This is a genomic window from Halovivax ruber XH-70 (assembly GCF_000328525.1).
In the GTDB taxonomy this organism is placed as follows: domain Archaea; phylum Halobacteriota; class Halobacteria; order Halobacteriales; family Natrialbaceae; genus Halovivax; species Halovivax ruber.
The window spans coordinates 2,381,459-2,405,177 of record NC_019964.1 but is presented as its reverse complement, the minus strand read 5'-3'; the positions used below and the strand labels follow the sequence as shown (position 1 = coordinate 2,405,177).

The window sequence follows — 23,719 nt, the reverse complement described above, 5'->3', positions numbered from 1 at the left end:
ATAGGGGTATCGAAGCCAGAAACGTGATCGGGTGAGTCGTTCGATGTGCCGATAGCGGGTTGGCCAGTCGATGGTCACTCGCCGCCGTCGGTGACCGCTTTCGTCTCCCGGTTTCGGACCCACTCGTCGGCGTCGTACTTCCGGTCGGCCAGATCGCGCGCCGCCCACAGTTCGTCGCTCGACCACTCGCCATCGTCGGCATCGCACCACGCTCCGAGGGCGCTCGCGAGGTGATCGACACACGCCTCGCGGTCGAGGTCGGTCTCGGCCGCGATACTCCCGACACGATCGGTGAATCGGTCCGCCGTCACCTCGTGGTCGGCGAAGACGCCGAGGTGGTGTGTCGGCGTCCGATCGTAGCTGATCGAGCCGTGCTGGATGACGGCGTCACGCCGGCGGTACTGGGCGTTGCCGCTGACCTTCAGCGAGGCGCCGTCGTCGGTGTGGACGACGATATCGTGCGCCGGGTTGACGTCTCGGAGGTAACAGGAGGGCTGGTGGATCGACGCCTTCGGTCGTTCGGCGAAGTCGGCGTCGATGCCCATCCGATCGAGCGCGTCGAGGATCGGCTCGCAGAACAACGCGTAACACTCCATCAGGTCCCCTGGAACCTCCTCGGCAGGCGCGACGATGGTGTAGGAGATGTCCCCGTATCGGTCGTGGTAGATCCCGCCACCGCCGGTCTGGCGACGGGTGACGTCGATCCCCTCGCGCTCGCAGTAGTCCCAGTCGACGCTTTCTGCCTTCTGTCGGTAGCCAAGCGAGAGCGTGCTCGGCTCCCACGCGTACGTTCTGACGGTCCGAACGCCGTCCTCGTGGGCCGTCTTGACGGCGACTTCTTCGAGCGCCATCTGGGTCGCCCCGTCCCGGGGCTCGTCACGGATCAGCCGCCACTCCCGGTCGGCGAGTTCGCTCATACGGGCCCATCGACCGGGATCGGCAAACCGCTTCCGATTCGTGCGATCCACCTCACGTCGAAACGAGCCGTTCGCGACTGCTGGCGACGGTTTTGCAGAAGAACCCCGCTCGGAGAGCTGAACTGGCCGAGGGCCATTTTATATTGCGTTATATAGTTTATAAATCGACAAATGTGGGTTCAGGGTGGCTGTACTGCGTGAAATAGCGGGTATCTGTTTGTGGGATTGCTGTCGCGATCGCGGAACGGGCTACGTTTCCGAGTTGATTGGCGCGGTCATCGCTCTCCTGGGAGAACCACCGGTCCGATATCGGATCTCTCGGGCCGTGTTCTGGAACTCGATCGAACTCCGGTGGGCCGGTAACCAACTGATGCCTGCGTATTTTGGGTTCGCAACCGGGCGGTTGCCACTGCTTCGAGCTGTGGACCGCATCGGGCACCCGGTTGATCGAACCGACCGTTCGATAGCGAACATGACTGCCGGGACATCGGATGGACGATCCGATGCGATCGCGCCGTTCGGCCGGCACTTCGTTCGATCACGGTACAGGTTGGCCCACAGCCGCTGGCGGGCCGTGGTGAGCAGGTCGATTCGACTGTCGCGCGCTTTTTACCGCCGCACCGTCTAGGCGGGGGCATGGTTCGAAACGTCGCTCCGGAACTTCCCGATCTCGACGCCGAGGACTTCTATCTCCTCTCCGGCGTCGAACAGGGGATGCGGTTTTCGGAGTGGGTCAAACGGGAGAAGCTCCCCGAGTTCAGCAGTCTCACTCCCGAGGAGGTCGAGTACCGACTCGAACGGTGTCTCAAACGCGGCCTCGTCGAGAAGAAGACGATCCAGTACGAGGGCTACACCCTGCAGTTCGAGGGCTACGACACGCTCGCGTTACGAGCACTCGTCGAGCGAGACGTCATCGGTGAGTTCGGCTCACCTCTCGGTGTCGGGAAAGAGAGCGACGTCTACGAGGTCCGCTCGTACAAACCGCTCGCGCTCAAGTACCACCGTGAGGGGTACACGAACTTCCGGAAGGTGGCCAAAGAGCGCGATTACACGTCCGATCGCGAGCACGTCTCCTGGCTGTACACTGCGCGCAAGGCGGCCGAGCGAGAGTTCGAGATTCTGGAGGCGCTCTACCCCGACGTCTCGGTGCCGCGTCCGATCGAACAGAATCGCCACGCGATCGTGATGGAAAAGATGGATGGTGTGGAGCTCTCGCGGGCGAAACTCGACGACGACCAGGTCGTCGGCGTTCTCGACATGCTACTGGTCGAACTCACGCGCGGGTACGAACTGGGGTACATCCACGCGGACATGAGCGAATACAACATCTTCGTCGACGAGGGCGGTGTGACGATCTTCGACTGGCCTCAGGCTGTTCCGACGGATCATCCGAACGCCGACGAGTTTTTAGAACGCGACGTGACCAACCTCGTTGGATACTTCGATCGAAAGTATCCGAACCAGCTTCCGGAGTGGGACGTGCCGTCCATCGCGGCCGCCGTCCGATCTGGGACGTTCGACTCCGTGCAGACCAGTCAGTAGCCCGCTCGCGACGTTTTCTGACGCCCGCCTCGATTCGTGCCACTCTTTAAATAGGGTGGCCTATATTTGGCGAATACACTCTATAGCGCTATACAGAATCTCGGTCGCGGTGTCGTCGCTCAACTCGTAGATTTTGACAGTATAACGGCTGTATAGCGGGGTAGGGGCGTTTCGTGGGGGTGATTCGTGTCGTCTCGGTGGGTGTGGTGCTCCGGTGTTCGCTCATCCACCCTGTCGATAGTGGGAACGTGGCGTGCGATGGGTGTCGACTTTTTGCCACCGCCTCCCGTCCGTTCACTATGTCGACTGATACCGTTCCACAGTACACGCGCGGTGGCATCTGGGGAGGCGGCGCCGTTGCGGCGATCGTCGCCGGGCTCGCGATGGGGCTCGTGATGCACTTCGGGGCCGGCCTGATCGAACTACTCGGTGGGCTGGCGCCCGTCCCGGGGGAATCGGTCGTCTGGGGGTGGACGATTCATCTGCTCATCAGCGTCGCGTTCGGGCTCGCTTTCGCCGTCTGTGTCTCGCGAGCGCCGATCTGCCAGCAGGTTCGTGACTTTACCGACCTGGCCCTCGCCGGGGTCGCGTACGGAGCGTTTATCGGTGTAGTGGCCGGCGGTGTCGTGTTCCCGGTTGCCATGACGCGTGCGGACGTGGCGACGTTGCCCCTGCCATTCCTGCCGCTACCGGGCGCTGCGGGCGAACTCGTCGCCGCGGTTATCTTCGCCATCGGGCATCTGGTGTACGGGCTCGTTCTCGGGGTGACGTTCGCGACGATCAACGGGCTCACCCCTGCCGGTCGTTTCGAGCGGTTCGCCGTGCTCGACTAAGCAGGAACGAACTGTGGTGGTGAGCTTTCGTCTCGATACCGTCTGGAACCGCCACACTGCGGACGACAGCGCTTCGAAGCCCTTATGAAACGACGTTCGGTAGTATGGGTAGCTACGCTGGGCGGCGGGCACCAGCGGGCACCCGTACGGGTTACCCACGGGTTGGAATGTGGGCCGGCTGACCGGTCTGAACCAGGAACGCCCGCGGTGATACACATGGCACGAAGCTTCTACTCCCACATCAAGGAGGCATGGAAGAACCCCGGCGACGGTAAACTCGGGGAACTGCAGTGGCAACGCAAACAGGAGTGGCGCAAACAGGGCGCCATCGAGCGCATCGAGCGACCGACGCGACTCGACAAGGCCCGTGAACTCGGCTACAAGGCCAAACAGGGCATCGTCCTCACGCGTGTCTCCGTCCGCAAGGGGACCGCCCGGAAGGAGCGCTTCACCGCCGGTCGGCGGTCCAAGCGCCAGGGCGTCAACCGCATCGGCCGGCGCAAGAACATCCAGCGCATCGGCGAGGAGCGCGTCTCCCGCAAGTACCCCAACCTGCGGGTGCTGGCCAGTTACTGGGTCGGTGAGGACGGCTCCCAGAAGTGGTTCGAAGTGATCCTCGTGGATCCGGAGCACCCGGCGATCGAGAACGACGACGACCTGAACTGGATCTGCGCGGACGAGCACACGAACCGTGCGTTCCGTGGCCTGACCAACGCCGGCAAGTCGAACCGTGGTCTCCAGAACCGCGGCAAGGGCACCGAGAAGGTTCGCCCGTCGAACAACGGCGAGTAATCGCCAGCGAGTAACCGACCGACGAATGGTCGGCCGGCGTATACTCGATCTCTCCTGGAACATCCCGATTTCTGTCCGATCTCACCATTTTTATCGGTTGGTTACCTACGTGTGTTGTGAGTATCTTCGGCAAATTCCACGTTCCGTCATCGGCGTTCGCCCTCCACGAAACGCTCACGGCGGTGCCGGAAATGGCGATCGAGATCGAACGCGTCGTGGTCACGGACGAGGTGCTGACGCCGTACTTTTGGATTTCGGGCGTCTCACCCAGTGCGTTCGAGACGGCAGCGCGTGACGATCAAACGATCCAGCAAATCAAGAAGTTGGACGAGTTCGCCGACTCGGCACTCTACCGTGCGGAGTGGACGGCGCAGGTCCAGTCGGTCCTGTACGCGTACACCGAAATCGAGGCCGTGATCCTGGAGGCAACGGGGACCGACCAGCGGTGGGAGCTTCGCATTCGCTTCGACGACCGCGACCAGCTCGGTGCCTTTCAGGACTACTGTGAGAGACACCGGATCGCGTTCAGTCTGCAGCAACTCACCCAGCTATCGCAGCCGAAAACCGGTGGTCAGTATGGGTTGACACCGAAACAGCAGGAGGCGCTGGTCGCAGCATGGGAGGCCGGCTACTTCGAGACACCAAAGGAAGCGGCGCTCACGGACGTCGCGGACGAACTCGGAATTACGCAACAGTCGCTCTCGAAGCGCCTTCAGCGGGCGAACCAGGCGTTGATCGGAAATACGCTGGTCGTCTCCGCGGAGTACGCGGCGCCCGATGCTCCCGACCCCGACTTGAAACACTGATAGTACAGTCCGGTTGCACAGGGGCGTCGGTCCCGTTGGTGAAGTAGAGGCACTACAATGAGTTCACCTCGCTGGCCGGCCGTCGACAGTTCGGAACTGCTCACCCACGGCGATCGCCGTCAGCTCTGTTCGATTCTGGCTGCGAGCGGGCCGCTGCCGATATCGGTGTTGGCTGAAAGACTGGTCGATCGGGCCGGCGGTAGCACGTTCGACGATCCGACGTCGGCGCGCATCGCGCTCCGTCACAATCACCTTCCGCGGCTTCGCGATCGCGGTATCGTCGACTACGAGCCAGGCGATGAGTTCGTCTCGATCACGGATCAGGTCACGTTTGAAGCTGACGATGCCGATCTCGTCACCGTGGTCTACGGTTCTCACGTCGCCGGGGCGTGATCGAGGCTGGGAGTGGAACGAAGTGAACTGACCGAACGCCGTTGGTTCCGGGTCGCTCACGCGACTTTCCGCCGACTCGATCGGTGACGGGTGAGTGGAAGACGCTGGGCTGATGTTCTTCGGTTTCGGTCGCGTAGTACGCGAGAGCGATCTATGCGGCAACAATCACGTACACGAATCCAGTGTCGTATCGATCTCCCGGGCGAGCCAGGTCCCCGTGTCCCGCCGCGACGATCGAACGCGGGTGACGTCCCGTGAGTGGCGACCAAAACGATCCGGACGAGGCCCACGTCGGCAAAGCCATCGACGACGATCCCTCGTACCTGTCTGCGATTCTGGGACACGCCTACCGGGGCGAACTCGACCGGGAGACGACCTGGCGATCACGTCTGGATCAGACGACGACGTGGACGGTGACGGTCATGGCCGCGATCCTCACGTGGGCGTTCTCGAGCCCGGACAACCCACACTACATCGTCCTTGTCGGCGTCACCGTCGCGACGGTCTTCCTCCTCATCGAGGCCCGAAGATATCGCGATTACGACGTCTATCGCTCGCGAATTCGACTGTTCCAGCAGAATCTGTTCGCCCCTGCGCTCGATCCTGACCGCGGGCTCGAGCACCAGGACTGGCGCGCCGAACTCAGCGAGGATTACCGCCGTCCGACGGTCAAGATTTCGCTGCGAGAGGCGATCGCGAACAGACTCAAACGAATCTACGCTGCGCTCCTCGGGGTGTTGCTCTTCGCCTGGGTGTTCCGCGTGACGGCATTCGCGCCGACGCGGGCGAGTATCGACGACGCCGAGATCGGCACCGTCCCCGGTTCCGTCGTCGTCGTGATCGTGGCCGCCTACGTCCTCGTGGTGGTGGCGTTGACGGTCTGGCCGCTAGAACGCGAGGCCAAAGAGGAGTTTCGTGAGGGTGAGCACGGCGAGTGGAAGGACTCGGAGTGAGCCATCCGCCGGACCCCTCACTTGTCGTCGAGGCGTTCCGCGAGGCGATCGAACCGATTCTGGGCGGATTCCCGTCGCGATGCAGTTTCGTCGGCCCGATACGAGAGGCTGACGACGTCGCCGTCGTCCATTTCGAGGTCGTACACGGCCCCGTCAGTCCGACCGTCCGCCGGAAGTCGATCGACCGGGAGCGTCACCTGGTCGACGACCTCGCCGTCGTCTTCGAGCAGGAGGACGGCCGTCTCGTCGTCGACGATGCGATCGAGGACGGCGGTTTCGTCGCCGCTCATGGGTACCTCACTGTCCGTGCTGTGAGGGGAAGAATCCCCACCACGAGCGCGCCCGGCGAAACGGTCGCAGGCGGTGGGAGGCGCGACTCGCTGTCGGCTGGCTTCTCGTCGCGGAGCGCTGTGGCCTCCGTCGGTCCATCGCTCGCCGTGTCGACGGCGATCGACTCGCCGTCGGTCGCAACGAGGACGTCATCGTGGACGCCCGTCCAGTAGGTCTCGACGTCACGATCCGCGAACGACTGAAGCACCTCGTCGTGTGGGTGCCCGTACTGACTGTCCTGTGCGCTCGAGATCACCGTCATCGACGGATCGACGGCGTCGAGGAAGGCCGGGGTCGAACTCGTCGACGAGCCGTGGTGGCCCGCCTGGTAGATGTCCACGTCGAGTGCGTTCCCCTGGGTTTCGGCGAGTCGCGATTCGGCGTCGGCGCCGGCGTCGCCGGTCGTCAGGTAGGAGACGTCGCCGTGGTCGAGTCGCAGGACGACGCCGTTCGCGTCGATGTCGTCGGACGTCGAGTCCGCGGGCGGATTCAGGATGCGAGCCTCGACGGCACCGAGGTCGAACGTATCGCCCGATTGTACCTGTTTGAGCGACACGTCGTGTGTTTCGATCGCGTCGAGGTAGCCGTCGTAGGTTTCCGACGTGTGGGCGACGCCCGAGTCGTAGACGGCGCCGACGCCGTCGCCCTTGGTCTCGACGTGCTCGATGATGGTGGCGTGGCCGCCGATGTGATCCGAGTGGCCGTGCGTCGAGACCAGGTGGTCGACTCGGTCGATTCCGCGATCCTCGAGGAACGAGAGCACCTGCTCGCCATCGTCGTGCCAGTCGCCGGAGTCGATCACCATCGTCTCGCCGTTCGGCGCGAGGACGACCGTCGCGTCGCCCTGCCCGACATCGAGGTGGTGGATTTCGAGGACGTCGTCACCCTCGAGTTCGTCGACGACGGACGGTTCGGCTGAGCCGTCGGCGGAATATTCGCTGGGGAGTGCTTCGAGGCAGCCGCCGAGGAGGACGACCGACGTGACGACGAGGATCAACAGTGCGCGACGGCTCATGTGATCGCTCGGTCCCGGGGACGAACATACCTTATCGAGGATTTCTAAAACTATTGGTGGGAAATATACTCGAATCTATGATCGGATGCCGTGTTCCGTTTTTCTATTCCCAACCCAGGTGGCTGTCAACGCCACAGGGTCCCGACTTCCCCAACGATCGATGTCGCCACGATCGCCGGTCTCGCAATCGGGCAGGACCCCGAAAGTAGCACGTGCAAGGCCAAGAACCTGGCCACCTGCTGGTCTTACTGTTACTGGTTCGAGCATGCCCCCGTCATCTGACGCGAAACAGGAGTCGACCGGTGCAACACAGGACACGGAATCCGCCGAAGCCGGAGCGGCGGAGTCCGGCGAGAAACGCTCGGCGCTTGCCGTCGCGTCGAGCGCAGCACGCGAGCAGGGAGACAGCACCAGCGAGGAGGAAGCGAACGACGAGCAGGCGGGCGGCGCGGAGCAAGAAGAGCGCGGCGAGGGACCGGAGGGGAGTGCCGAGGAGCAGGAAGGGAGCGGCGAGCAGGAATCGAGCGAGGGTGAACAGGAGTCCGAGACCGACGAAGCGGGATCGGACGAGTCATCGGCGGACAGCGAGTCCGAAGCAACCGGTGAGAACGCCGAGTCGTCGACGACGGACGAGGAATCCGAGTCGTCTGGGGCGGGCGACGAGTCGGGCGAGATGGAGGCGGTCGAGATCGAATCGGCCGAGGAGGTCACGATCAGGGAAGCGGGTGACGAACCCGAGGGGTCGGCGACGGTTCTCCACGTCCTGCTCGAAGGACTCCACGTCAACCTGCTCGGACTCGAGATTCACCTGCCCGAGCTCGACCTCGACATCTCCGCCGTTCCAGGTGAACAGCGACTGCTCGGCAACCTCCTCTCGCAGGTCGCCGGTCTCCTGGACGGGGTCGGCGGTGGTGGCGGACTGCTGTCCGGGATTCGCAGCGCCCTGGGGAAACTGAGGCCGAGTTCGATACTGGGCGGCCTGAAGAAACGCCTCGTCGGTCTGATTCCGTTCGTCGGCGGTCAGGACGGGTCCGGAGACGACGAGGGCGACGAGTCCGAGGAGAGTGAATCGGCACCCGACTCGGACTCGGAAGACGATTCCGCGGAGCAATCGTCTGACGAGCAAGAATCCGAAGATGCGGGTGACGAATCCGAGGGAGACGGGGAGGAGTCCGGGGAAGCCGAGGGGGACGGAAACGAGTCCGAGGGCGGATTCCTTCGGTCGATCGGCTCGCGACTGCGGTCTGCCGTGGGGAGTCTGCTGCCCTCGATCCCTGTCGAGAAGGCACTCTCGTGGGCACTCAAGACCGGACTGAAGCGCCTCGTCGCAGCTGTCGATCAGCGAACGGGCGACGGGGGCGGCGACTCTGGTAGCGAGGGCGAGGAAGCGGAACCCGCGGCCGCCGACGGCGGCTGGGTTCCCGAGGCGAACGGGACGGCAGAGGGTGATGCACCGACCGACGGTGGTGGGACGACTGACGGCGATGCGACGATCGATGAGGCTGAGACGACCGCCCACGGACGACCGACCACGCTGCAATCGCCTGCACGACAACAAGACGACGAAACGGACGACTTCGGAGGAACCCAATGAGCGACGGAAGCCTGACCGACCGGGTCGATTACGGCGAGATCACGGGGAGCATCGACATCGAGGAGTTACTCGAGGGCACGCAGTGGGAGGATTCGCTGGACGGAGACGAACCTCTTGGACAGGCCCTCGGCGGAGCGATCGGGGCGATGGCCGGTCGCAGGATCGGGGCGATACTTGGCCAGACGATCGGCTCGTTCGTCGTCGACGACCTCCTCACAGGCGGCGACGGGACGGAAGCCGAGGGTGAGGACGACACCGACTCGGCCGGAGATGAGGACAGCACCGAGGAGGCAAGCGACGGCGAAGCTGACTCGGACGAGGCCGACTCCGAATCGGCGGACGAGAGCGATACCGACTCGGCGGACGACGAACCGGCGGACGCTGCCGACGACTCGGACAGTACCGACGACGCCGCGTCGGAGTCCGCAGCCGATTCCGACGAATCGACCGAGGAGGCCGCGAGTGCCGAATCGTGACGGTCGCAACGAGCGCTGGTTCCAATGAGTGACACCGATTCCATGACGGAGGTCGTGGTCGAGGAGGCGACGAACCAGCTCGACATCGACGGACTCGTCGGCGGCGAGTCGCTGGGCGAGCAGGTCGACTCCGCGGAGGTGGGGCGAGCGGTCGGCGCCCGGCTCGGCGAGGCGGCCGGTAGACGGGTCGGCGCGGCCATCGGCCGGCGCGTCCAGGAGGCGCTCGACACCATCGACGAGTCGGCCGATCCGCGGGACATTCTCGCCGATCTCGCGACGGCGGTCCGCGACGGCCTGTCGGACGCCCTCTCCGAGTCGCGAGACCGCGGGTCGGCACTCGCCACGGTCGTCGACGCCGCGCGGGATGCCGGGCTCGGCTCGACCATCACCGACGCCATCGGTGGCGAGAGCGGGGACGCCGATGTGGCCGACGGCGACGAACCCGAGGACGTGGACGACGAACCGGCGTCAGGGGACGACGCGGAATCCGAATCGGCGCCGGGGGAGGATGCCGACGCGTCCGAGGTGTCGGTACCCGACGCCGAGTCGATCGACGCCGACGACCTCGACTCGCTCAAGACAGAGACCCTCGAAGCCTACCTCCAGTCTATCTCCTACCGCGATCTCCAGTCGATCGCGAAGGACGTCGGCGTGACCGCGAACATCACGCACGAGGAGATGGTCGGTCGAATCGTCGACGCCGTCACCGACGGCGACGAATCGGAGTGACGAACCAGAACGCGACAATGTCGACCGCATCACAGTCCACGATCGACGACGTCGCCGAACGGGTACGAAAGCTCCTCGACGAGGCGAGGGCCGCGCTTCCGGACGAGGTCAGGGAAAGCGACGAGCCCGACCCGGCCGATGTCATGTCCGCCTCCGGGCGGACCACGCTTCGAGCGCTCGGATCGGACGCGGTCGCCCTGCTCGAAGACACCGAGCCGGCGGTGCTCCTGGCGGCGCTCGATATCGATCGCCCGGACGGCGCCGACTCGATCCCGGCGGCGATCCTCGCCGGCGATCCGGACGACGTGGCATCGCTCCGGGCGATACTGACGCTTTCACGACTGGCCGGCGACGAAGACGCCGAGCCCTCGTTCGACGAGGGGGAACGAGACGCGATGACGACACTGGCACCCCTTCTGCTGGACGAATCGGCCAGCGAAACGACGACCGACGAAACGGCGACAGACGAAGACCGCACCGACGCAGAAACCCCATCGGATCCGACGGAATCGCCGACCACGCCGGACGCCGGGGACGATGCTGACGGCGACGAGATTTCCGCCGTCCTCAGGGAGGCGCTCGACGACGTGCGAACCGATCTCGACGACGTGCTCGGCATCGGTGGTGGCGGAGAGCCAAGCGGCGAGGGGAGCGATACCGAGGAGAGCGACGACGAGACGGGTGACGCCGGCGAGTCAGGCGACGAGGCGAGTGACGTGGATGAGTCGGGCGGTGACGGCGGACTCGCGGACACGGCGGCGAGTCTCGTCGACGAAGCTGGGTCCCGCCTGAGCGACGTGTCGATGGGCGCCGGTGACGAGAACGGTGCGGACCACGATGGCGAGGGCGACGAAGGCGGTACCACTGCGGACGACACCGACGAAGACGAGGGTCTCCTCGGGATGGGTGACGACGGACGTTCGCTCGGCGATCGGTCGATCGGTGGCGGAGCGTCGGGCCGGACCCGCCAGTCGGTGAGCGGGCTCGGTCGCGCGACGTACTCGACGATGCCGGCGCAGGATCGTCCCGACATGTCGGGCGTCCCGCGCTACCGGACCCTGGCCGATCGATAAATGGTCGGCGATTGGCTGCCGTGGTGACGACGGCGACTCGCAGCCCGGTTCAAACCGACTGCTGGCGCTGTCGAATGCCGGCGGTGACGCGAAAACTCCTGTCGATCGGTCAGTCTTCGTCTTCGTAGTCCAGCGCGACCGAGTTGATACAGAAGCGCTGTCCCGTCGGCTCCGGGCCGTCTTCGAACACGTGTCCGAGGTGGCCGCCGCAGTTCGCACACAGCACCTCCGTGCGGCGCATGCCGTGGCTGGTGTCGAGGCGCGTCTCGATCTTGTCCTCGGGTGCGTCGTAGAAACTCGGCCAGCCACAGCCGTGATCGAACTTCGTCGTCGCGTCGAAGAGCGTCTCGCCGCAGCCGGCGCAGGCGAACGTGCCGTCACCGTCGTGGTCGACGTACTCGCCGCTGAACGGCGCCTCGGTTCCGGCCTCGCGGAGGATCTCGTACTCCTCGTCGGAGAGCTGTTCGCGCCACTCCTCGTCAGTTTCGGGGAGGTCCGTTACGTCCTGGCTCATACCGTGGCTTGGGCCGGGACGCCAAAGAGTCTGTCTCCCGAGTCACTCCCTGGGAGCCCCTTTCTGACTTCACTCGCCGGGAGCCGATTTTCCCTCACTCGTCGGGAGTCAATCTCTCGTCTCGGAGAGGCGCCTAGTTGATCGAGATGCCGGTGATGAGGTTCGTACTCGTACACTCCGGACACTGACTCATCCGTCCGAGACCGGGGACGTCGACTCGCTCCCACGCGTCGTCTCCATCCGGGGCGCTGAACCCACAGTTCAGACAGCGCGACCGCTTCGGTGGTGCCTGTGTCTGGCCCATGTGAGCCGGTATACCACGGGCGGTCTAAGGTGTTATCCACGGTTGCAGCGACTGTTCATCGGCGAAACACACGATCCGTCGTGGTAGTCGCCACGCGAGAACCGCCCGCTCGTCCGATCGTCACCGCCTACAGGACGCGCTCGGAGTCGGGGTTCTCCAGCTCCCAGAGCAACTCGGGGAGGAAGGCCTGGAGTTCGTCGATCACGCGGCGGTCGGAGACGCCGAGCCCCTCGCAGTGGTCGTGGGCCGACTCGCGAATCCCGACGTGGAGGCCGTCTGCCTCCCGACTGACTGCGAGCGGGAAGACCGAACACCGCGTCGGTTTCCAGTCGTGTTCGTCTTCCAGGTGGAGCTGACAGAGCCCATCGTCCCCGAGGAAGGCACATGCCTGGCCGTCGTCGGCGACGTGCTCCTCGCGGTCTTTGGGCTCGCGGGTGACGAACTTCTCGCCGCGGAAGTCCGTCGTCGTCTCGGAGAGGTTCGCTCGACTGGCCAGTTCGATCAGGTCTTTCCCGTAGAGCAAGACGCCGTGCTGACAGCACCAGGTGCACTCGGAAACGCACTCGAACGTGAGCCCCGGATCGAAGTCGACCACGACCTCCTTGCCGGGGTACACCTCGATCCGCGGGCTCTCGTCACCGGTCGCCACGTCGTTCTCGCCGGGGGGCGACCCCTGGCCTGCAGGCGGCGCTTCGCCCTGTTCGGTCACGATCCGACGAAGCGGACCGACGGAGAAGTGTCTTTCTACCGGGTATCGGTCCGAGTCGGTACGCGTCGGTCACGAAGACTGCCCTGATCACGGCTTCCGGGGCTACCGAGTGGCCCCGTTTTCGTCCCACTCCTCGGCCAGGAGGCCGTATCGGATCACGTTCACGCGCGCGCCGTCGACGAACGCCTCGTTTCTGAACGACCCCTCCTTCTCGAACCCCACCTTCGTCAGGACGCGCGCCGAGGCCGGGTTCGTCGCGAACGTCTCGGCGTGGAGCTTGGCGATGCGGCGCTCGTCGAACGCGTACTGGCAGACGAGTGAGAGGGCTTCGGTGGCGTAGCCGTTTCCCCAGTATTCGGGCGCGATCGCGTAGCCGATCTCCGCCGTTCCCCAGACTTCGTGGGCCGGGGTCAGCCCGATCGTCCCGACGGGTTCGGGTTCGTCGACACTGTCCAGCCCGAGCGGATCGTCGCCGTCGGTCGGCGCGTCGTCACGACAGATCAGAAAATTGAATCCGTCCTGCTCGTCCTGGCTCTCGATCCAGTCGCGTTCGGCCGCCGCCGTGATCGGGTCAGTACTCGCGATTCGTCGGCGAACCCGCGGCTCGTTCAACAACTCCTGGCAGAACCGACTGTCTTCTCGCTGGATCGGGTGCAGTGTCACCTGCTCACCCGAGCAGAACGGTGGTCCCGGCATGTGGCCCGATTTCGGGTCGACCGTCAAAGCTGTTGGCCCCGACGTTACGGTGCATCGACGGGATAACGACCGACTCGGACCCTGTGACGTTACTCGAGAACGAGGTAGGTGCGGCCCCCGCGGTGTTCGAGCGAGACGAGGTGGGTGCCGACGTTCTCCTCGACGAACGTCTCGAGGCTCGTGACGTCGAGCTCGGTAACGTCGACTCGTCTGCGCTCGGTCCGGGCGATCCGCTCTTCGAGCGCGTCGACGGTGGGGTCGTGCTGGGGCGCCGGGTGGCCGGTCGATTCCTCGTCGATCAGGACTGCGTTCGTGCTCATATTCTGTAGGATGTGCGGACAGTACGTCAAAGCGACCCGAGCGGAGTGAAAGTGAAAGTACCTGCCTGCGGGCGGGTTACCGCCGATCGGACGGAACGGCGAAGACGTCGGCCCGAACGTCGGTCGAGACGCCGTACGCCGCGTCGGCGAGGCACTGGGGACGGTCGGCGTCCCCGTCCTCGTACCGGCTGTGCAGCGACGCCGTCACGGCCTCGCGGACACACGCGCGAGTCGCTGCCCCGACGCGGGTCGCACTGCCGGAGTATCTGGCGGTCTCCCCGGTCGGATCGTGACCGACGGTGATCGCGTCGCTCGTCGTGCCGGGGAAGCCGGTTTCGGCGAGCAACGTGGCAGTTTTGGCCTCTGCGGCGACGGCGACGAGGTTCGCGAGTGCGCCGGCCGCGAGCGATCGGTCGGTCACAACGACGAGGTTGGCCGTCCCGGTCGTCGTCGATTCCTCGTCATCACCGACCGAGGCTGATGGGAGCGATCCGCCCGCCGGGTCGGCTGGCAGGACGGCCGGATTCGAGATGCCGACTGTGGCGTAGGCGGTGACCGGCCCACAGTTCGCTCCGCGCACGTGACTCATCTCGACGCCGGTCAGCAGGACGGGCCCCTCGTCGGTGAACGACGCCGTGGCGAGTCGCTCGTCGACGTCCGTCCCGATGTCGGACGGAGCCCAGCCCTCGGGAACGGTGACGTTGTAGGCCGCGTCGGCGACCGTCAGGCCGCCGTGCCAGCCGGTGTGGAGCCACTCGGTTCCGGGTCGACGAACCTGGAGGACGCCGTCCGCACGAGTCGCAGCCGCGATGGATCGCTTCCCGGACGGTGCGTCGTCCGCGGCGACCGACTCATCCATCGCCGAGCACCTCGAGCACCCGGTCGGTCGTCCCTCGATCGCGGACGGCGATGCGGACGTGCGAGTCGAGTCCCCGGAACGTCCGCGCGTCGCGGAGGGCGATCCCCGCGTCGCGAGCGCGTTCGAGGACGGCGTCGACGTCGCGACCTGCGCAGTCGACGAGGACGAATGGTGCGTCCGAGGGCGCCACCGCGAAGCCGGCGGCAGCGAGGCCGTCCCGGAGGCGCATTCGTTCCCGCCGGACGCGCGACCGCGTCTCTCGGACGAATTCCTCGTCTCGCAGGCAGTGGGCGCCGACTCGCGCGGCCGGCGTCCCGAGGCTCCAGGCCGGTCGTGCCCGTTCGAGCGCCTCGCCGAGTGGGCCGGAAGCGACGGCGAAGCCGGCGCGCAGACCCGGGAGCCCGAACAGCTTGGTCAACGAACGGGCGACGATCACGTTCTCGCGTTCCCGGACCGCCATCGATGTGGCTTCCGTGAACCCGAGAAACGCCTCGTCGACGAGCAGCGTCGTTCCGGTTGCCTCGCAGCGATCGGCGAACGCGGCCAATGCGTCTGGATCCGTGAGCTCTCCGGTCGGATTGTTGGGAGTACAGACGATCGCGAGCGCACAGCCGCTGGGGTCGACTGCCAGCAATTCGTCGTGTGGCACGAATCGCGGGTCCCCTCCCTGCAGGCGTACCTCGCGGGCGTACTCGCCGAAGCTCGGGAACGGAACCAGTACCTCGTCACCGGGATCGACGGTGAGCCCGATTGCGAGTCGAATCGCGGCCAGCCCGCCGGCCGTCGGGACGACGTGCGCTGGATCGCAGCCGACGGACGCGCCGGCAGCTTCGCGGAAGGTCGGATACGCGTCGTCTGGATACCGGCCGGCCGCCGCCAGCGCGTCCCGATAGACGGCCTCGACGCCCTCGGGCGGCTCGGGAACGACGTTCGCGCTACAGTCGAGCACGGACGAATCCGATTCGCCGCCGTGGGGGACGCGATCGGTGTCGCGGACGGCTTCTGCGTCCACCGTTATCGCCCCTCCGACGAGACGCCTGGATCCGGTGGCGATTCCGGTCCTGCCTCGTCCAGAAACTCGTCGACGCCGAGTCTGTCACAGATGGTGGCGAATCGGTCGCGAACGGCGGCCAGTTCGCCGGCCGGAACGAGTGAGAGTGCCCCACCCATCGCGACGCCTTCCTTCACTTCACCGGCGCAGTAGCGGTTCATCGTCACGTGGTCGCGTTCGTCGAACCCGGGATCGGTGACGGTGAGTTCGCAGTCGAATCGATCGGCCGCGCGTTCTATATCCTCGCCGCGATCGGCGGCGATGAAGGACGTCGTGGCCACCGTGAGCGGGTCAGTCACACCGGCGTGGCGGAGGACGGCCGCGATCGCGAGCTGTTGCGTGCCGCCGGCCAGTGTGACGTCGATCCCCGTCTCGAGTGCGCCGGCGGCGACGCCAGCAACCGTCGCCTGTACCGGGTCGCCGACGGCCTCGATCGCCGCGAGCGGCGCGTTCTCGCACTCGCCGGCCTCGATCCCGCTGGCTTGGAGGCCGTCGCGGACGATCGATCGTTTTCGCTCCATCGGGTTCGCCGGCAGCGAGGACGAGACCCCAACTCGCTCGCCGAGGGCGGTCAGCACCCCGAGTGCGGTCGTGGTGCCGCCGGGGATCGTCTCGCCGATCGTGATCGCGTCGTCCGGGAGCGACGCACCGAACGAGCGGGCGCGTTCGAAGAGCCCGTCGGCGTCCGGGACGGCCCGTTCGGCCCTGATGTCCGCTCCCGGTTTCGCGTCGAGCGTGACCGTCGGGGCGGCCGTCGGGGCCGCCAATCCGGCGTCGATGGTGGTCACGGGAAACGCCCTGACTTCGCGGACGGCGCGGGTGACGGCCGCCGGGGTCACACAGCCGGTCGGCGAGATCGGCGTGACCGGCGAGCGAACCGGTTCGCCGTAGACGAGGAGCTCGGCGTCTCCAGGCGGCGTGTGTGCCATGAGTTCCGGCGTCGCTCCGGCTGCGCTGATGCCATCGACGAGCGCCGTCTCGGTCGTTCCAGCCGCGAGAATCAGTCGCATCGACCCACCTCGGAGTCGGTCCGGCGCCTCGCATCTTCGTTCACCCGTGCTTCCTGCACTGTTTGCCCGTTCGCTTCGTCGATCGTGTGGATTCGCCAGATTGGTCCTGTCATCGGTGGTCTCCTCGGTGTCGGTGTGCGATTCGGACGTCGTCGAGCCGGTTCACGTTGATCGCCGCCCCGGCGCTCCGGAGGACGTGGACGAGCGGTCTCGGTGGCCCGGTAGTCCCTGTTCGACCGTCGTCGGTTGCAGATTCGGCGCCAACGACGTTGAGGCCGGTCGGGACGAAGCCGTCGACGACGGCGGCCTCCTCTGCGGACACGCCGAGGTGCCGTTTCAGCGCTCGGGGGACACAGACCGTCATCGAGGGGTAGCAGGATGCGTCGTCCGGCGACGAGTCGGCTGCATCGCCCGCTCGTGTTCGAACACGGGCGCGGTAGGCTCGACACACGTCGTCGACGAGCTCGGCGGTTAGCAGCGCCAGATCTGCAGTCACCGTCAGGATCGGCGGCTCGACCCGCGAGTCGTCGAGTGCGGTGGCGAGGTCCGGGACGTAGCCCGCTCCGGGCGTCTCGATCAGTGCCGTTCCGGCTTCGGCGAGGTGCGAGCGCGTCTCCGGGGCGTTCGGCGAGACGACGGCGTAGGTCGTCTCGATCCGGCTGGCGGCGAGCGCCTGACGGACGCGATCGACCATCGACTCACCGGCGATCGGGGACAGCGGTTTTTCCGCGTCGGTATCGAGGCGACTCCCCTCCCCGCCGCACATCACCAGAGCGTCCACGCGATCACCCCCGCGTGAACCCCGACGACGCGGCCGACCTCGTTCGCCGCCCCGAAGACGTCGCCACTCACACCGCCCAGGTTTCGCCGTGCCCACAGCCAGGGGATCGCCGTCCCCGCGAGCGCGCCACAGATGGTGCCGGTGCCGACGAGCAGGGGGGCGCCGACGAACTGAATGGTCCCGATCGCGAGTGGCTCGTCGATGGCCGGTAGTGCCGCGTCGACGGCGACCGTGATGGCACCCACGGCCAGAACCGCGAGAACAAACGGGCCACCGAGCGAGCGGGGCGTGGCGTTCCGCGTGAACTTGGATCCGAACCCGTCGTGGCTCGCCGTCCCGAGGCCGGCGACGGTGGCCATGCCGAGTTTGGCGCCGAGTTCGGCCGTGATCGCGACTGTGACGGCGAGCCCGATCGGGAGTGTCGTCAGTGCGAGTCCGCCGAGGGCGAGTCCGGCGACGACGAGACAGACGGCGAGGATGGCTCCGACACCCGTCGTCGTATCTTTCAGGACCTCGCGGCGGTGCCCTCGATCGCCGTGGACGACCGCGGCGTCACCGAGGTCGGCGACGCCGTCGAGATGGTTGATCCCCGTCACCAGGTAGATCACGAGGAGGTAGCCCAGGGCGACGGTCGGCGCCGGGGCGCGGTCGATGGCGAGCAGGGGGAGCGCGGCGAGCACGCCGATGCAGACGCCGACGACCGGAAACGCGGCGGGCGTTCGCGCGAACGCATCCCAGTCCGAAGCCGTGCTTCCGCCGGTCGGAATCCGCGTCAGGAAGGCGACCCCGGCCCGCAGCGCACGAACCCACGTCCAGCTCACGGTGATCCCTCCGCGGCGGGCGAATGATGCTGGTCCGTGATCGCCGCGACGTCTGCGACACCCGGGACGCTCGAGACGCCCGTGGCACCGACGACGCCCGCGTCGAGCGCGATCGTCGCGACGACGAGCACCAAGAGCGCGACGACTGCTCCGACGCCGACCAGCCTAACAGCTCGGTCGCCGTCGGCGCCTGTCGGTTCCCGTCCGTCCGGGTTCAGCGCGTACACGTCCGGCTTTTCGAGGCGAACGGACAGGACGACGGCCGCCACGGCCATCGGCCAGCCCGAGTTCGGCGACGGCGGCGTTCGAACCCACTGACGGGCAGTGGCGAGCGCTCGCGGTCGTCCGGCGGCGAGTGCGAGGGAGCCGGCTGTCAGGCGTGCCGGGAGCCACATGACGACGTCGTCGAGTCTGGCGCTCGCGGTGCCGATGGGCTTGTCGGGATAGCCGAGCATCGAGTCGAGCGTGTTCACGGCCTTGACCCAGGTCGCGGCGGCGGCCGCGGCCGGGAGCGAGACCGGGGCCAGGAGGACGAACGGGGCGAGCGTCGCGACGAACCCGTCAGCCAGGTTCTCGGCGGCGCTCTCGATCGCGGCGCTGCGAAGCTGTGCCGGCGAGAGCGTACTCGCGTCGCGGCCGGCGAGCCCGCGGACGGTCCGCCGAGCCGTTTCCGGGTCCGACTCGCTCTCCTCGACGACGACTTCGGTCAGTTCCAGCAGGGACCGAAGACTCGTCGTCAGGTAGAGGACGACGCCGGCGAGCAGCGCCCCGACGGTGGGGTGAACGAAGCCGGCGAGGACGACCAGTCCACCGACGAGCCCCGCAACGGCCGCCGGGAACACGAGGGCGACCCCCACTCCGAGCCAGCGCTCGTCGCTCGTGTCGAGCTCCCAGTCCCGATCGACGAAGCCGACGACCGTCCCGAACCAGGCGACGGGATGCCAGCGCGTGCGTGGCTCGCCGACGAGCAGATCGAGGCTGACGGCGAAGGCGACGAGGGCGATGGGAGTCGTGGTCACGGACACCACCGGTGCAGCGGCTGCAGACGAGTACTCACGCGTCCACCTCGTCGAGTCGATCCGGAACGGCCGGGAGCGGCGTCTCCGCCAGCAGGATTGCCGTGCCACCGACGTCGGTGACGCCACCGTCGGTCGTCGGGTCGTCGCCCACGTGGACCAGCGTGGCCGCGTCGACGGCCAGCGCGTCGGCCGTCGCCGTGAATATCTGCGGCGCCGGCTTGCGAAAGCCACAGCCGGTGCTGGTCACGATCGCGTCGAAGGCCGATCGATCGATCTCGGAGCGCAGCAGCGTCTTCGAGACGAGTTCCGGGACGGCGCAGTTCGAACAGATCGCGACCGGGCCGCGCTCGCCGGCAGCGTCGACCGCTTCGACCGCGCCGCGTCGCGTCTCGACAACGGGGTCGAACGCCGCGACGACGGCTCGCCTGACGGCGTTTCCGTCCCACTCGACGTCGCGACTCGCCAGTGCGGCCCCGACGTGGGCCGGGAGGGGGACTTCTGCGTGTTCGGGTGCTGGAACGTGGCGCTCGCGGTAGGCCTCCGCCCAGTCGGTCGGAACGGCCACCCCTCTCGCCGCGAGTTCGGTCGCGACGGCTGCGGCCGGGTCGGTCGGCCGGTCGGCGGTCACGAGTGTGCCGAAGCAGTCGAAAGAGACTGCCATGTCAGTGTGGGTAATCCAAGTTCACTTGAATCGATCGGTCCGGCTGCCGGGAACCGCCGTCGGGAATGCCCGGTGGTAGCCGTCGGAGCGTTGCCGGTCGGCGCACTTCGTCGTCGGCGACGTCCGGTGTTCACCGTCAGCGAGTTGTCGGTCGGTGACGAGAAGTCGGCCTCACGAGATCGGAACGACGTTCCCCTCGAGGTCGCGGGGGAAGTAGGTGAGCCACTCGACGCCGTCTTCGGTGATGGCGATGGTGTCGGAGTGGCGGTAGCCGTACTCGTCGGTGTAGAGGCCGGGTTCGATCGTCCAGACGTGGCCGGGCTGCATGATGGCGTCTTCGTCGTCGTAACTCGTGGCGTCGTCCTCGCAGTGATCACCCCATCCCTGATCGACGTACGGCGGTTCGTGTCCGCCCATGCCGATGTTGTGACCGACGTGGTGCTGGTACAGGTCGGTGACACCCTGTTCGTCGACGTAGTCGCGGACCGCCTCGTCAACGTCGGCGATGGGGACGCCCGGACCGAGCGCGTCGATCGCGACGTCTTGCATCTCGACCATGAGTTCGAAGTAGTGGCGCTGCTCGTCGGTGGGTTCACCGAGGAACATCGTCCGCTCGAGTTCGGAGTGATAGCCGTCGACGTTCGCCGCCGCGCCGGTGACGAGCACGTCGCCCGCCTGCAGTCGACGGTTGGCGGTGTGGCCGTGGGGCAATCGGGTCTGCGGGCCGGTGATGTAGCCCGCGAAGGCCGGGCCGGAGCCGCGCGTCCGGGCGACGTACTCCTCGCCGAGAGTGTCGAGCATCGCTCGCGAGGCCTCCATCGAGGCGCGCTGGCTCACAGTGATCGGGTGGGCGCCGACCGCCGTGTAGTCGGCGAGGTAGCGGTGGGCCAGGTTCCCCCAGCGGGCCGACTCGCGAATCAGATCGAGTTCGGCGTCGGACTTCTCCCAGCGCATGCGGGACACCCACGCCTGGTCGTCGACCGCGACGAACTCTGAGAGGGCGGGCCCCTCGTAGCCCATCGTCCCGGGTGCGCCGTCGGTGTCGGCCACGACGGTCTCGACCCCGAGTCCGGCGAGCATCTCCGCCGCGACGGCGATCGGGCGCCCACCCGGGTAGTCGTGGTAGTGGTGGACGGCGTCGATCCGGGGGTTGGGTTCGACGCGTTCGACCTCCAGGCGCGGGACGGTGATCTCCGCGGTCTCGGGCGTGACGACGAGACAGACGGGGCGCTCCGTCTGGATGTGATCGAAGCCGGTCAGGTACTCGATGCTCGTCGCGCCGAACCAGACGCCAGCGTCGGCGTCGGACGCCCTAATCCGATCGCGAACCTGTGCGAGCCGATCGTCGTACTCGCCGTCCGGGAGACGTGTTGCCATGTGTGACCAGATAGCGTAGACGGGCAAAAGGGTTCAGGAGGCGGCGACCTGCGAGCCTGGCAACAGCGGCTTCGGCCCGTGTACGTGGCAACACCGGCACCGGGCTCCGAACGTGACGACGTGGCACCGCACTCGCATTCGGTCGACCCGTTCAGCGCTCGTCGATCGGCGTCCACGTTCGGTCGTATTCGCCGACGTAGGCCGAGCGGGGGCGGACGATACGGTTGTCGGCCAGCTGTTCGAGCGCGTGGGCGGTCCAGCCGCCGACGCGGGCGACGGCGAACGTCGCGCTAAAGAGCGGTTGCGGGATGCCGACGCCACGCAGGATGATCGCGGTGTAGAACTCGACGTTGGTCTCCAGATCGAGGTCGGGCCGCCGGTCGGAGAGCAGGTCCCGCGCGACGGTTTCGGTCTCGACGGCCGACTCGTAGAACGCCTCGTCACCCCCGTCCTCGGCCCGGTAGAACGCTTCGGCGCCCTCCGAGAGGACCGCCGCCCGCGGATCGCGGACGTTGTACACCCGGTGACCGAAGCCCATCAGCCGTTCGCCGGCGTCGAGTTTGGCTGCCAGCACCGAGCGGACGTCGTCCGCGGCGTGGGTCTCCTCCAGCATGTCGAGGACTGGGCCGGGCGCGCCGCCGTGGAGCGGCCCCTTCAGCGCGCCGACGGCACCGGTGACCGCCGAGAGCACGTCCGATTCCGTCGAGGCGATGACCCGGCCCGTGAACGTCGAGGCGTTGAACCCGTGGTCGACGACCGCGTTGAGGTAGGTTTCCAGTCCCCGGACCTCGCTGTCGGTCGGCTCCTCGCCCGTGAGCATGTAGAGGTAGTTACCCGCGTGCGAGAGGTCGGTTCTGGGCTCGACGAGTTCCTCGCCCTCGCGTGCGCGCCAGTAGGTAGCGACGATCGTCGGCAGCTGGGCGACGGCGATCAGCGCGTCTCGCTCCGGGTCTTCCGCCGCTGTTTCGCCGTTCACGTCGCCTGCCTCTGACGCTGGCCGGGCGAGCGACGCGCTCGCGAGGCCCATCCGGGCGGCGTCCATGGCTGACTGGCCGCGCTCGGCAGCCGCCTCGACGACCGATCTCGTCGCCGGGGCGAGCGCCCGATACTCGGCGAGTTCGGCCCTGAAATCTGCGAGTTCGTCCGTCGTCGGGAGTCGATCCTCGTACAGCACAAAGAGGGTCTCCTCGAACGTGGCGTTGCCTGCGAGTTCGTCGAGAGCGAAGCCGCCGATCGTCAACACGCCAGCGTCGCCGTCGATCGCGCTCAGTCGCGTCTCGTCTGCGACCACGCCGTCGAGGCCCTTGTGCACTGTCTCGTCCATGAGCTATCCAACGCGGGAGGTGCCCTTGATAGTGCTGATTCAGGAAACCCGGACGGTCGGAACTGGATACCGTCCGTCGAAAAATGTACATCCGCTATCCGCGAAGCTGGACGCGCGTTCAGGCTTTCCGGGAGAAGGCGAGGTTGCCGGAGATGTTCTCGATGTAGATCTCGACGACGTCGCCCTCGTCGGCGCCGGGGACGAAGATCGTGTAGTTGCCCTTCTCGGCCACACCGTCGCCCTTGCGGCCGGTGCCGGTGATCTCGACGGTGTAGGTCTGGCCCTCCTCGACCTCGTCTCGGTCTTGCTGCTGGGACTGGCTCTGCGAGCGCTTGGTGACCGGTCGGAAGGCTCCGCAGGCGTCACAGCGAAGCATGGGTGTGCGATCCTCGCGAACCAGGCGGGTGTCGGGCAGGCCACACTCCGAACAGAGGACGTACTCGTCGACGTAGGCGTCGACGACCGCGTCCAGATCCGTCTGGGAGAAGTTGCCGTTGTATCGGCCGCGGCCGTCTTCGAACTTGCCGCTGGTCCCGAGTTCGCGCTGGATGAACCGGTGGAGATGTTCCGGCTCTCGGCCGAGCACGTCGGCGATCTCGCTCATGTTCGTAAACCGCGTGAAGGCACCGTCCTTCTGGGGCTCGGCGTCCGGAATGTCGAGACGTTCGTCGTCGCCGCCGATGTCGGGAACGTTCTCCATCGCGCGGTCGAGACTCGATTCGTAATCCATGGGCGAAACGAGTAGACCGCGACGTAAAGCCGTTCTGCTATCACTCCTGCCGGTTCCGGAGTCTCGGCCGTCCGCGCCGATAGCCCCATC

The 23,719-nt window shown here is 66.6% G+C and carries 28 protein-coding genes; 10 read left to right on the top strand and 18 right to left on the bottom strand.

The features are described from left to right. Positions 1–74: 74 nt before the first annotated feature. Positions 75–917 (bottom strand): lipoate--protein ligase family protein, encoded by an 843-nt coding sequence (locus HALRU_RS11540; RefSeq protein WP_015301565.1) that lies wholly within the window; start codon positions 915–917, stop codon positions 75–77. Positions 918–1,553: 636 nt separating this feature from the next. On the opposite strand from HALRU_RS11540, the gene HALRU_RS11535 reads away from it, so the two are divergent. The 6 genes from HALRU_RS11535 to HALRU_RS11510 all read left to right on the top strand — a co-directional run bounded on the left by HALRU_RS11535 (position 1,554) and on the right by HALRU_RS11510 (position 6,236). Next, positions 1,554–2,459 carry a serine/threonine-protein kinase RIO2 gene (locus HALRU_RS11535; protein WP_015301564.1) on the top strand — a complete coding sequence of 302 codons (906 nt, stop codon included), beginning with the start codon at positions 1,554–1,556 and terminating at the stop codon, positions 2,457–2,459. Positions 2,460–2,758: 299 nt separating this feature from the next. Next, entirely contained in the window at positions 2,759–3,292 is a 534-nt protein-coding gene (locus HALRU_RS11530; protein WP_015301563.1) for a hypothetical protein, read from the top strand. 216 nt (positions 3,293–3,508) lie between these two features. Next, positions 3,509–4,084, top strand: coding sequence for a 50S ribosomal protein L15e (locus HALRU_RS11525; protein WP_015301562.1), 576 nt, complete (start codon positions 3,509–3,511; stop codon positions 4,082–4,084). 116 nt (positions 4,085–4,200) lie between these two features. Next, complete coding sequence (locus tag HALRU_RS11520; protein WP_015301561.1) at positions 4,201–4,890, top strand: helix-turn-helix domain-containing protein; 690 nt, start codon at positions 4,201–4,203, stop codon at positions 4,888–4,890. A 57-nt stretch (positions 4,891–4,947) separates the two neighbouring features. Continuing rightward, positions 4,948–5,283 (top strand): DUF7344 domain-containing protein, encoded by a 336-nt coding sequence (locus HALRU_RS11515; protein ID WP_015301560.1) that lies wholly within the window; start codon positions 4,948–4,950, stop codon positions 5,281–5,283. Positions 5,284–5,537: 254 nt separating this feature from the next. Next, a complete protein-coding gene (locus HALRU_RS11510) occupies positions 5,538–6,236 on the top strand; it encodes a DUF2270 domain-containing protein (protein ID WP_015301559.1) in 699 nt (232 codons plus the stop codon). 17 nt (positions 6,237–6,253) lie between these two features. Here HALRU_RS11510 and HALRU_RS11505 read toward each other — a convergent pair whose 3' ends face one another. Continuing rightward, positions 6,254–6,526 (bottom strand): DUF3006 domain-containing protein, encoded by a 273-nt coding sequence (locus HALRU_RS11505; protein ID WP_015301558.1) that lies wholly within the window; start codon positions 6,524–6,526, stop codon positions 6,254–6,256. Next, entirely contained in the window at positions 6,523–7,581 is a 1,059-nt protein-coding gene (locus HALRU_RS11500) for a ComEC/Rec2 family competence protein (protein ID WP_015301557.1), read from the bottom strand. Before HALRU_RS11500 ends, HALRU_RS11505 begins: the two co-directional genes overlap by 4 nt. 265 nt (positions 7,582–7,846) lie before the next feature. On the opposite strand from HALRU_RS11500, the gene HALRU_RS11495 reads away from it, so the two are divergent. From HALRU_RS11495 to HALRU_RS11480, 4 genes are read left to right on the top strand one after another with little or no spacing between them, the layout of a single operon-like run. Next, the gene (locus tag HALRU_RS11495; protein ID WP_015301556.1) at positions 7,847–9,175 is read left to right on the top strand and encodes a hypothetical protein; all 1,329 of its coding nucleotides are present in this window, start codon (positions 7,847–7,849) and stop codon (positions 9,173–9,175) included. After that, complete coding sequence (locus tag HALRU_RS11490) at positions 9,172–9,651, top strand: hypothetical protein (protein ID WP_015301555.1); 480 nt, start codon at positions 9,172–9,174, stop codon at positions 9,649–9,651. The genes HALRU_RS11495 and HALRU_RS11490 overlap by 4 nt, the downstream gene beginning before the upstream one ends. A gap of 24 nt (positions 9,652–9,675) precedes the next feature. Then, the gene (locus tag HALRU_RS11485; protein WP_015301554.1) at positions 9,676–10,380 is read left to right on the top strand and encodes a hypothetical protein; all 705 of its coding nucleotides are present in this window, start codon (positions 9,676–9,678) and stop codon (positions 10,378–10,380) included. Between the two features lie 17 nt (positions 10,381–10,397). Then, positions 10,398–11,453 carry a hypothetical protein gene (locus HALRU_RS11480; protein WP_015301553.1) on the top strand — a complete coding sequence of 352 codons (1,056 nt, stop codon included), beginning with the start codon at positions 10,398–10,400 and terminating at the stop codon, positions 11,451–11,453. A 109-nt stretch (positions 11,454–11,562) separates the two neighbouring features. Here the strand turns inward: HALRU_RS11480 and msrB are convergent, their stop codons facing one another. From msrB to HALRU_RS11410, 15 genes are all read right to left on the bottom strand, one after another. Continuing rightward, positions 11,563–11,967, bottom strand: a complete 405-nt coding sequence (gene msrB / locus HALRU_RS11475) for a peptide-methionine (R)-S-oxide reductase MsrB (protein WP_015301552.1) — start codon at positions 11,965–11,967, stop codon at positions 11,563–11,565. A gap of 133 nt (positions 11,968–12,100) precedes the next feature. Then, the gene (locus HALRU_RS15745) at positions 12,101–12,271 is read right to left on the bottom strand and encodes a hypothetical protein (RefSeq protein WP_007703156.1); all 171 of its coding nucleotides are present in this window, start codon (positions 12,269–12,271) and stop codon (positions 12,101–12,103) included. Between the two features lie 127 nt (positions 12,272–12,398). Further along, positions 12,399–12,920 (bottom strand): hypothetical protein, encoded by a 522-nt coding sequence (locus tag HALRU_RS11470; protein WP_148680683.1) that lies wholly within the window; start codon positions 12,918–12,920, stop codon positions 12,399–12,401. Between the two features lie 162 nt (positions 12,921–13,082). Next, complete coding sequence (locus tag HALRU_RS11465) at positions 13,083–13,676, bottom strand: GNAT family N-acetyltransferase (RefSeq protein ID WP_015301550.1); 594 nt, start codon at positions 13,674–13,676, stop codon at positions 13,083–13,085. 89 nt (positions 13,677–13,765) lie between these two features. Then, positions 13,766–13,996, bottom strand: a complete 231-nt coding sequence (locus tag HALRU_RS11460; RefSeq protein WP_015301549.1) for a hypothetical protein — start codon at positions 13,994–13,996, stop codon at positions 13,766–13,768. Between the two features lie 76 nt (positions 13,997–14,072). Beyond that, positions 14,073–14,855, bottom strand: coding sequence for an adenosylcobinamide amidohydrolase (locus tag HALRU_RS11455; protein ID WP_015301548.1), 783 nt, complete (start codon positions 14,853–14,855; stop codon positions 14,073–14,075). Continuing rightward, positions 14,848–15,867, bottom strand: a complete 1,020-nt coding sequence (locus tag HALRU_RS11450) for a threonine-phosphate decarboxylase (RefSeq protein ID WP_015301547.1) — start codon at positions 15,865–15,867, stop codon at positions 14,848–14,850. Before HALRU_RS11450 ends, HALRU_RS11455 begins: the two co-directional genes overlap by 8 nt. A gap of 2 nt (positions 15,868–15,869) precedes the next feature. After that, positions 15,870–16,916 carry a nicotinate mononucleotide-dependent phosphoribosyltransferase CobT gene (cobT, locus tag HALRU_RS11445; RefSeq protein ID WP_015301546.1) on the bottom strand — a complete coding sequence of 349 codons (1,047 nt, stop codon included), beginning with the start codon at positions 16,914–16,916 and terminating at the stop codon, positions 15,870–15,872. A 109-nt stretch (positions 16,917–17,025) separates the two neighbouring features. After that, a complete protein-coding gene (locus tag HALRU_RS11440) occupies positions 17,026–17,697 on the bottom strand; it encodes an NTP transferase domain-containing protein (protein ID WP_449271805.1) in 672 nt (223 codons plus the stop codon). Further along, positions 17,682–18,518, bottom strand: coding sequence for an adenosylcobinamide-GDP ribazoletransferase (cobS, locus tag HALRU_RS11435; RefSeq protein WP_015301544.1), 837 nt, complete (start codon positions 18,516–18,518; stop codon positions 17,682–17,684). The genes HALRU_RS11440 and cobS overlap by 16 nt, the downstream gene beginning before the upstream one ends. After that, positions 18,515–19,537: an adenosylcobinamide-phosphate synthase CbiB gene (gene cbiB, locus HALRU_RS11430; protein ID WP_015301543.1), complete on the bottom strand. Its 1,023-nt coding sequence runs from the start codon at positions 19,535–19,537 to the stop codon at positions 18,515–18,517. The genes cobS and cbiB overlap by 4 nt, the downstream gene beginning before the upstream one ends. 34 nt (positions 19,538–19,571) lie before the next feature. After that, on the bottom strand, positions 19,572–20,198 hold the full coding sequence (locus tag HALRU_RS11425) for an HAD family hydrolase (RefSeq protein WP_015301542.1): 627 nt from the start codon (positions 20,196–20,198) through the stop codon (positions 19,572–19,574). 171 nt (positions 20,199–20,369) lie between these two features. Continuing rightward, complete coding sequence (locus tag HALRU_RS11420) at positions 20,370–21,575, bottom strand: M24 family metallopeptidase (RefSeq protein WP_015301541.1); 1,206 nt, start codon at positions 21,573–21,575, stop codon at positions 20,370–20,372. 151 nt (positions 21,576–21,726) lie between these two features. Further along, the gene (locus HALRU_RS11415) at positions 21,727–22,899 is read right to left on the bottom strand and encodes a citrate/2-methylcitrate synthase (RefSeq protein ID WP_015301540.1); all 1,173 of its coding nucleotides are present in this window, start codon (positions 22,897–22,899) and stop codon (positions 21,727–21,729) included. 118 nt (positions 22,900–23,017) lie between these two features. Next, complete coding sequence (locus tag HALRU_RS11410) at positions 23,018–23,629, bottom strand: translation initiation factor IF-2 subunit beta (RefSeq protein ID WP_015301539.1); 612 nt, start codon at positions 23,627–23,629, stop codon at positions 23,018–23,020. Positions 23,630–23,719: the final 90 nt, after the last annotated feature.

What these genes read in the sequence shown, in the direction of transcription:
- HALRU_RS11540 (WP_015301565.1), bottom strand. Translation starts at nt 917, where the DNA reads ATGAGCGAACTCGCCGACCGGGAGTGGCGGCTGATCCGTGACGAGCCC.
- HALRU_RS11535 (WP_015301564.1), top strand. Translation starts at nt 1,554, where the DNA reads ATGGTTCGAAACGTCGCTCCGGAACTTCCCGATCTCGACGCCGAGGAC.
- HALRU_RS11530 (WP_015301563.1), top strand. Translation starts at nt 2,759, where the DNA reads ATGTCGACTGATACCGTTCCACAGTACACGCGCGGTGGCATCTGGGGA.
- HALRU_RS11525 (WP_015301562.1), top strand. Translation starts at nt 3,509, where the DNA reads ATGGCACGAAGCTTCTACTCCCACATCAAGGAGGCATGGAAGAACCCC.
- HALRU_RS11515 (WP_015301560.1), top strand. Translation starts at nt 4,948, where the DNA reads ATGAGTTCACCTCGCTGGCCGGCCGTCGACAGTTCGGAACTGCTCACC.
- HALRU_RS11505 (WP_015301558.1), bottom strand. Translation starts at nt 6,526, where the DNA reads ATGAGCGGCGACGAAACCGCCGTCCTCGATCGCATCGTCGACGACGAG.
- HALRU_RS11500 (WP_015301557.1), bottom strand. Translation starts at nt 7,581, where the DNA reads ATGAGCCGTCGCGCACTGTTGATCCTCGTCGTCACGTCGGTCGTCCTC.
- HALRU_RS11495 (WP_015301556.1), top strand. Translation starts at nt 7,847, where the DNA reads ATGCCCCCGTCATCTGACGCGAAACAGGAGTCGACCGGTGCAACACAG.
- HALRU_RS11490 (WP_015301555.1), top strand. Translation starts at nt 9,172, where the DNA reads ATGAGCGACGGAAGCCTGACCGACCGGGTCGATTACGGCGAGATCACG.
- HALRU_RS11485 (WP_015301554.1), top strand. Translation starts at nt 9,676, where the DNA reads ATGAGTGACACCGATTCCATGACGGAGGTCGTGGTCGAGGAGGCGACG.
- HALRU_RS11480 (WP_015301553.1), top strand. Translation starts at nt 10,398, where the DNA reads ATGTCGACCGCATCACAGTCCACGATCGACGACGTCGCCGAACGGGTA.
- msrB (WP_015301552.1), bottom strand. Translation starts at nt 11,967, where the DNA reads ATGAGCCAGGACGTAACGGACCTCCCCGAAACTGACGAGGAGTGGCGC.
- HALRU_RS15745 (WP_007703156.1), bottom strand. Translation starts at nt 12,271, where the DNA reads ATGGGCCAGACACAGGCACCACCGAAGCGGTCGCGCTGTCTGAACTGT.
- HALRU_RS11465 (WP_015301550.1), bottom strand. Translation starts at nt 13,676, where the DNA reads ATGCCGGGACCACCGTTCTGCTCGGGTGAGCAGGTGACACTGCACCCG.
- HALRU_RS11460 (WP_015301549.1), bottom strand. Translation starts at nt 13,996, where the DNA reads ATGAGCACGAACGCAGTCCTGATCGACGAGGAATCGACCGGCCACCCG.
- HALRU_RS11455 (WP_015301548.1), bottom strand. Translation starts at nt 14,855, where the DNA reads ATGGATGAGTCGGTCGCCGCGGACGACGCACCGTCCGGGAAGCGATCC.
- cobT (WP_015301546.1), bottom strand. Translation starts at nt 16,916, where the DNA reads ATGCGACTGATTCTCGCGGCTGGAACGACCGAGACGGCGCTCGTCGAT.
- HALRU_RS11425 (WP_015301542.1), bottom strand. Translation starts at nt 20,198, where the DNA reads ATGGCAGTCTCTTTCGACTGCTTCGGCACACTCGTGACCGCCGACCGG.
- HALRU_RS11420 (WP_015301541.1), bottom strand. Translation starts at nt 21,575, where the DNA reads ATGGCAACACGTCTCCCGGACGGCGAGTACGACGATCGGCTCGCACAG.
- HALRU_RS11415 (WP_015301540.1), bottom strand. Translation starts at nt 22,899, where the DNA reads ATGGACGAGACAGTGCACAAGGGCCTCGACGGCGTGGTCGCAGACGAG.
- HALRU_RS11410 (WP_015301539.1), bottom strand. Translation starts at nt 23,629, where the DNA reads ATGGATTACGAATCGAGTCTCGACCGCGCGATGGAGAACGTTCCCGAC.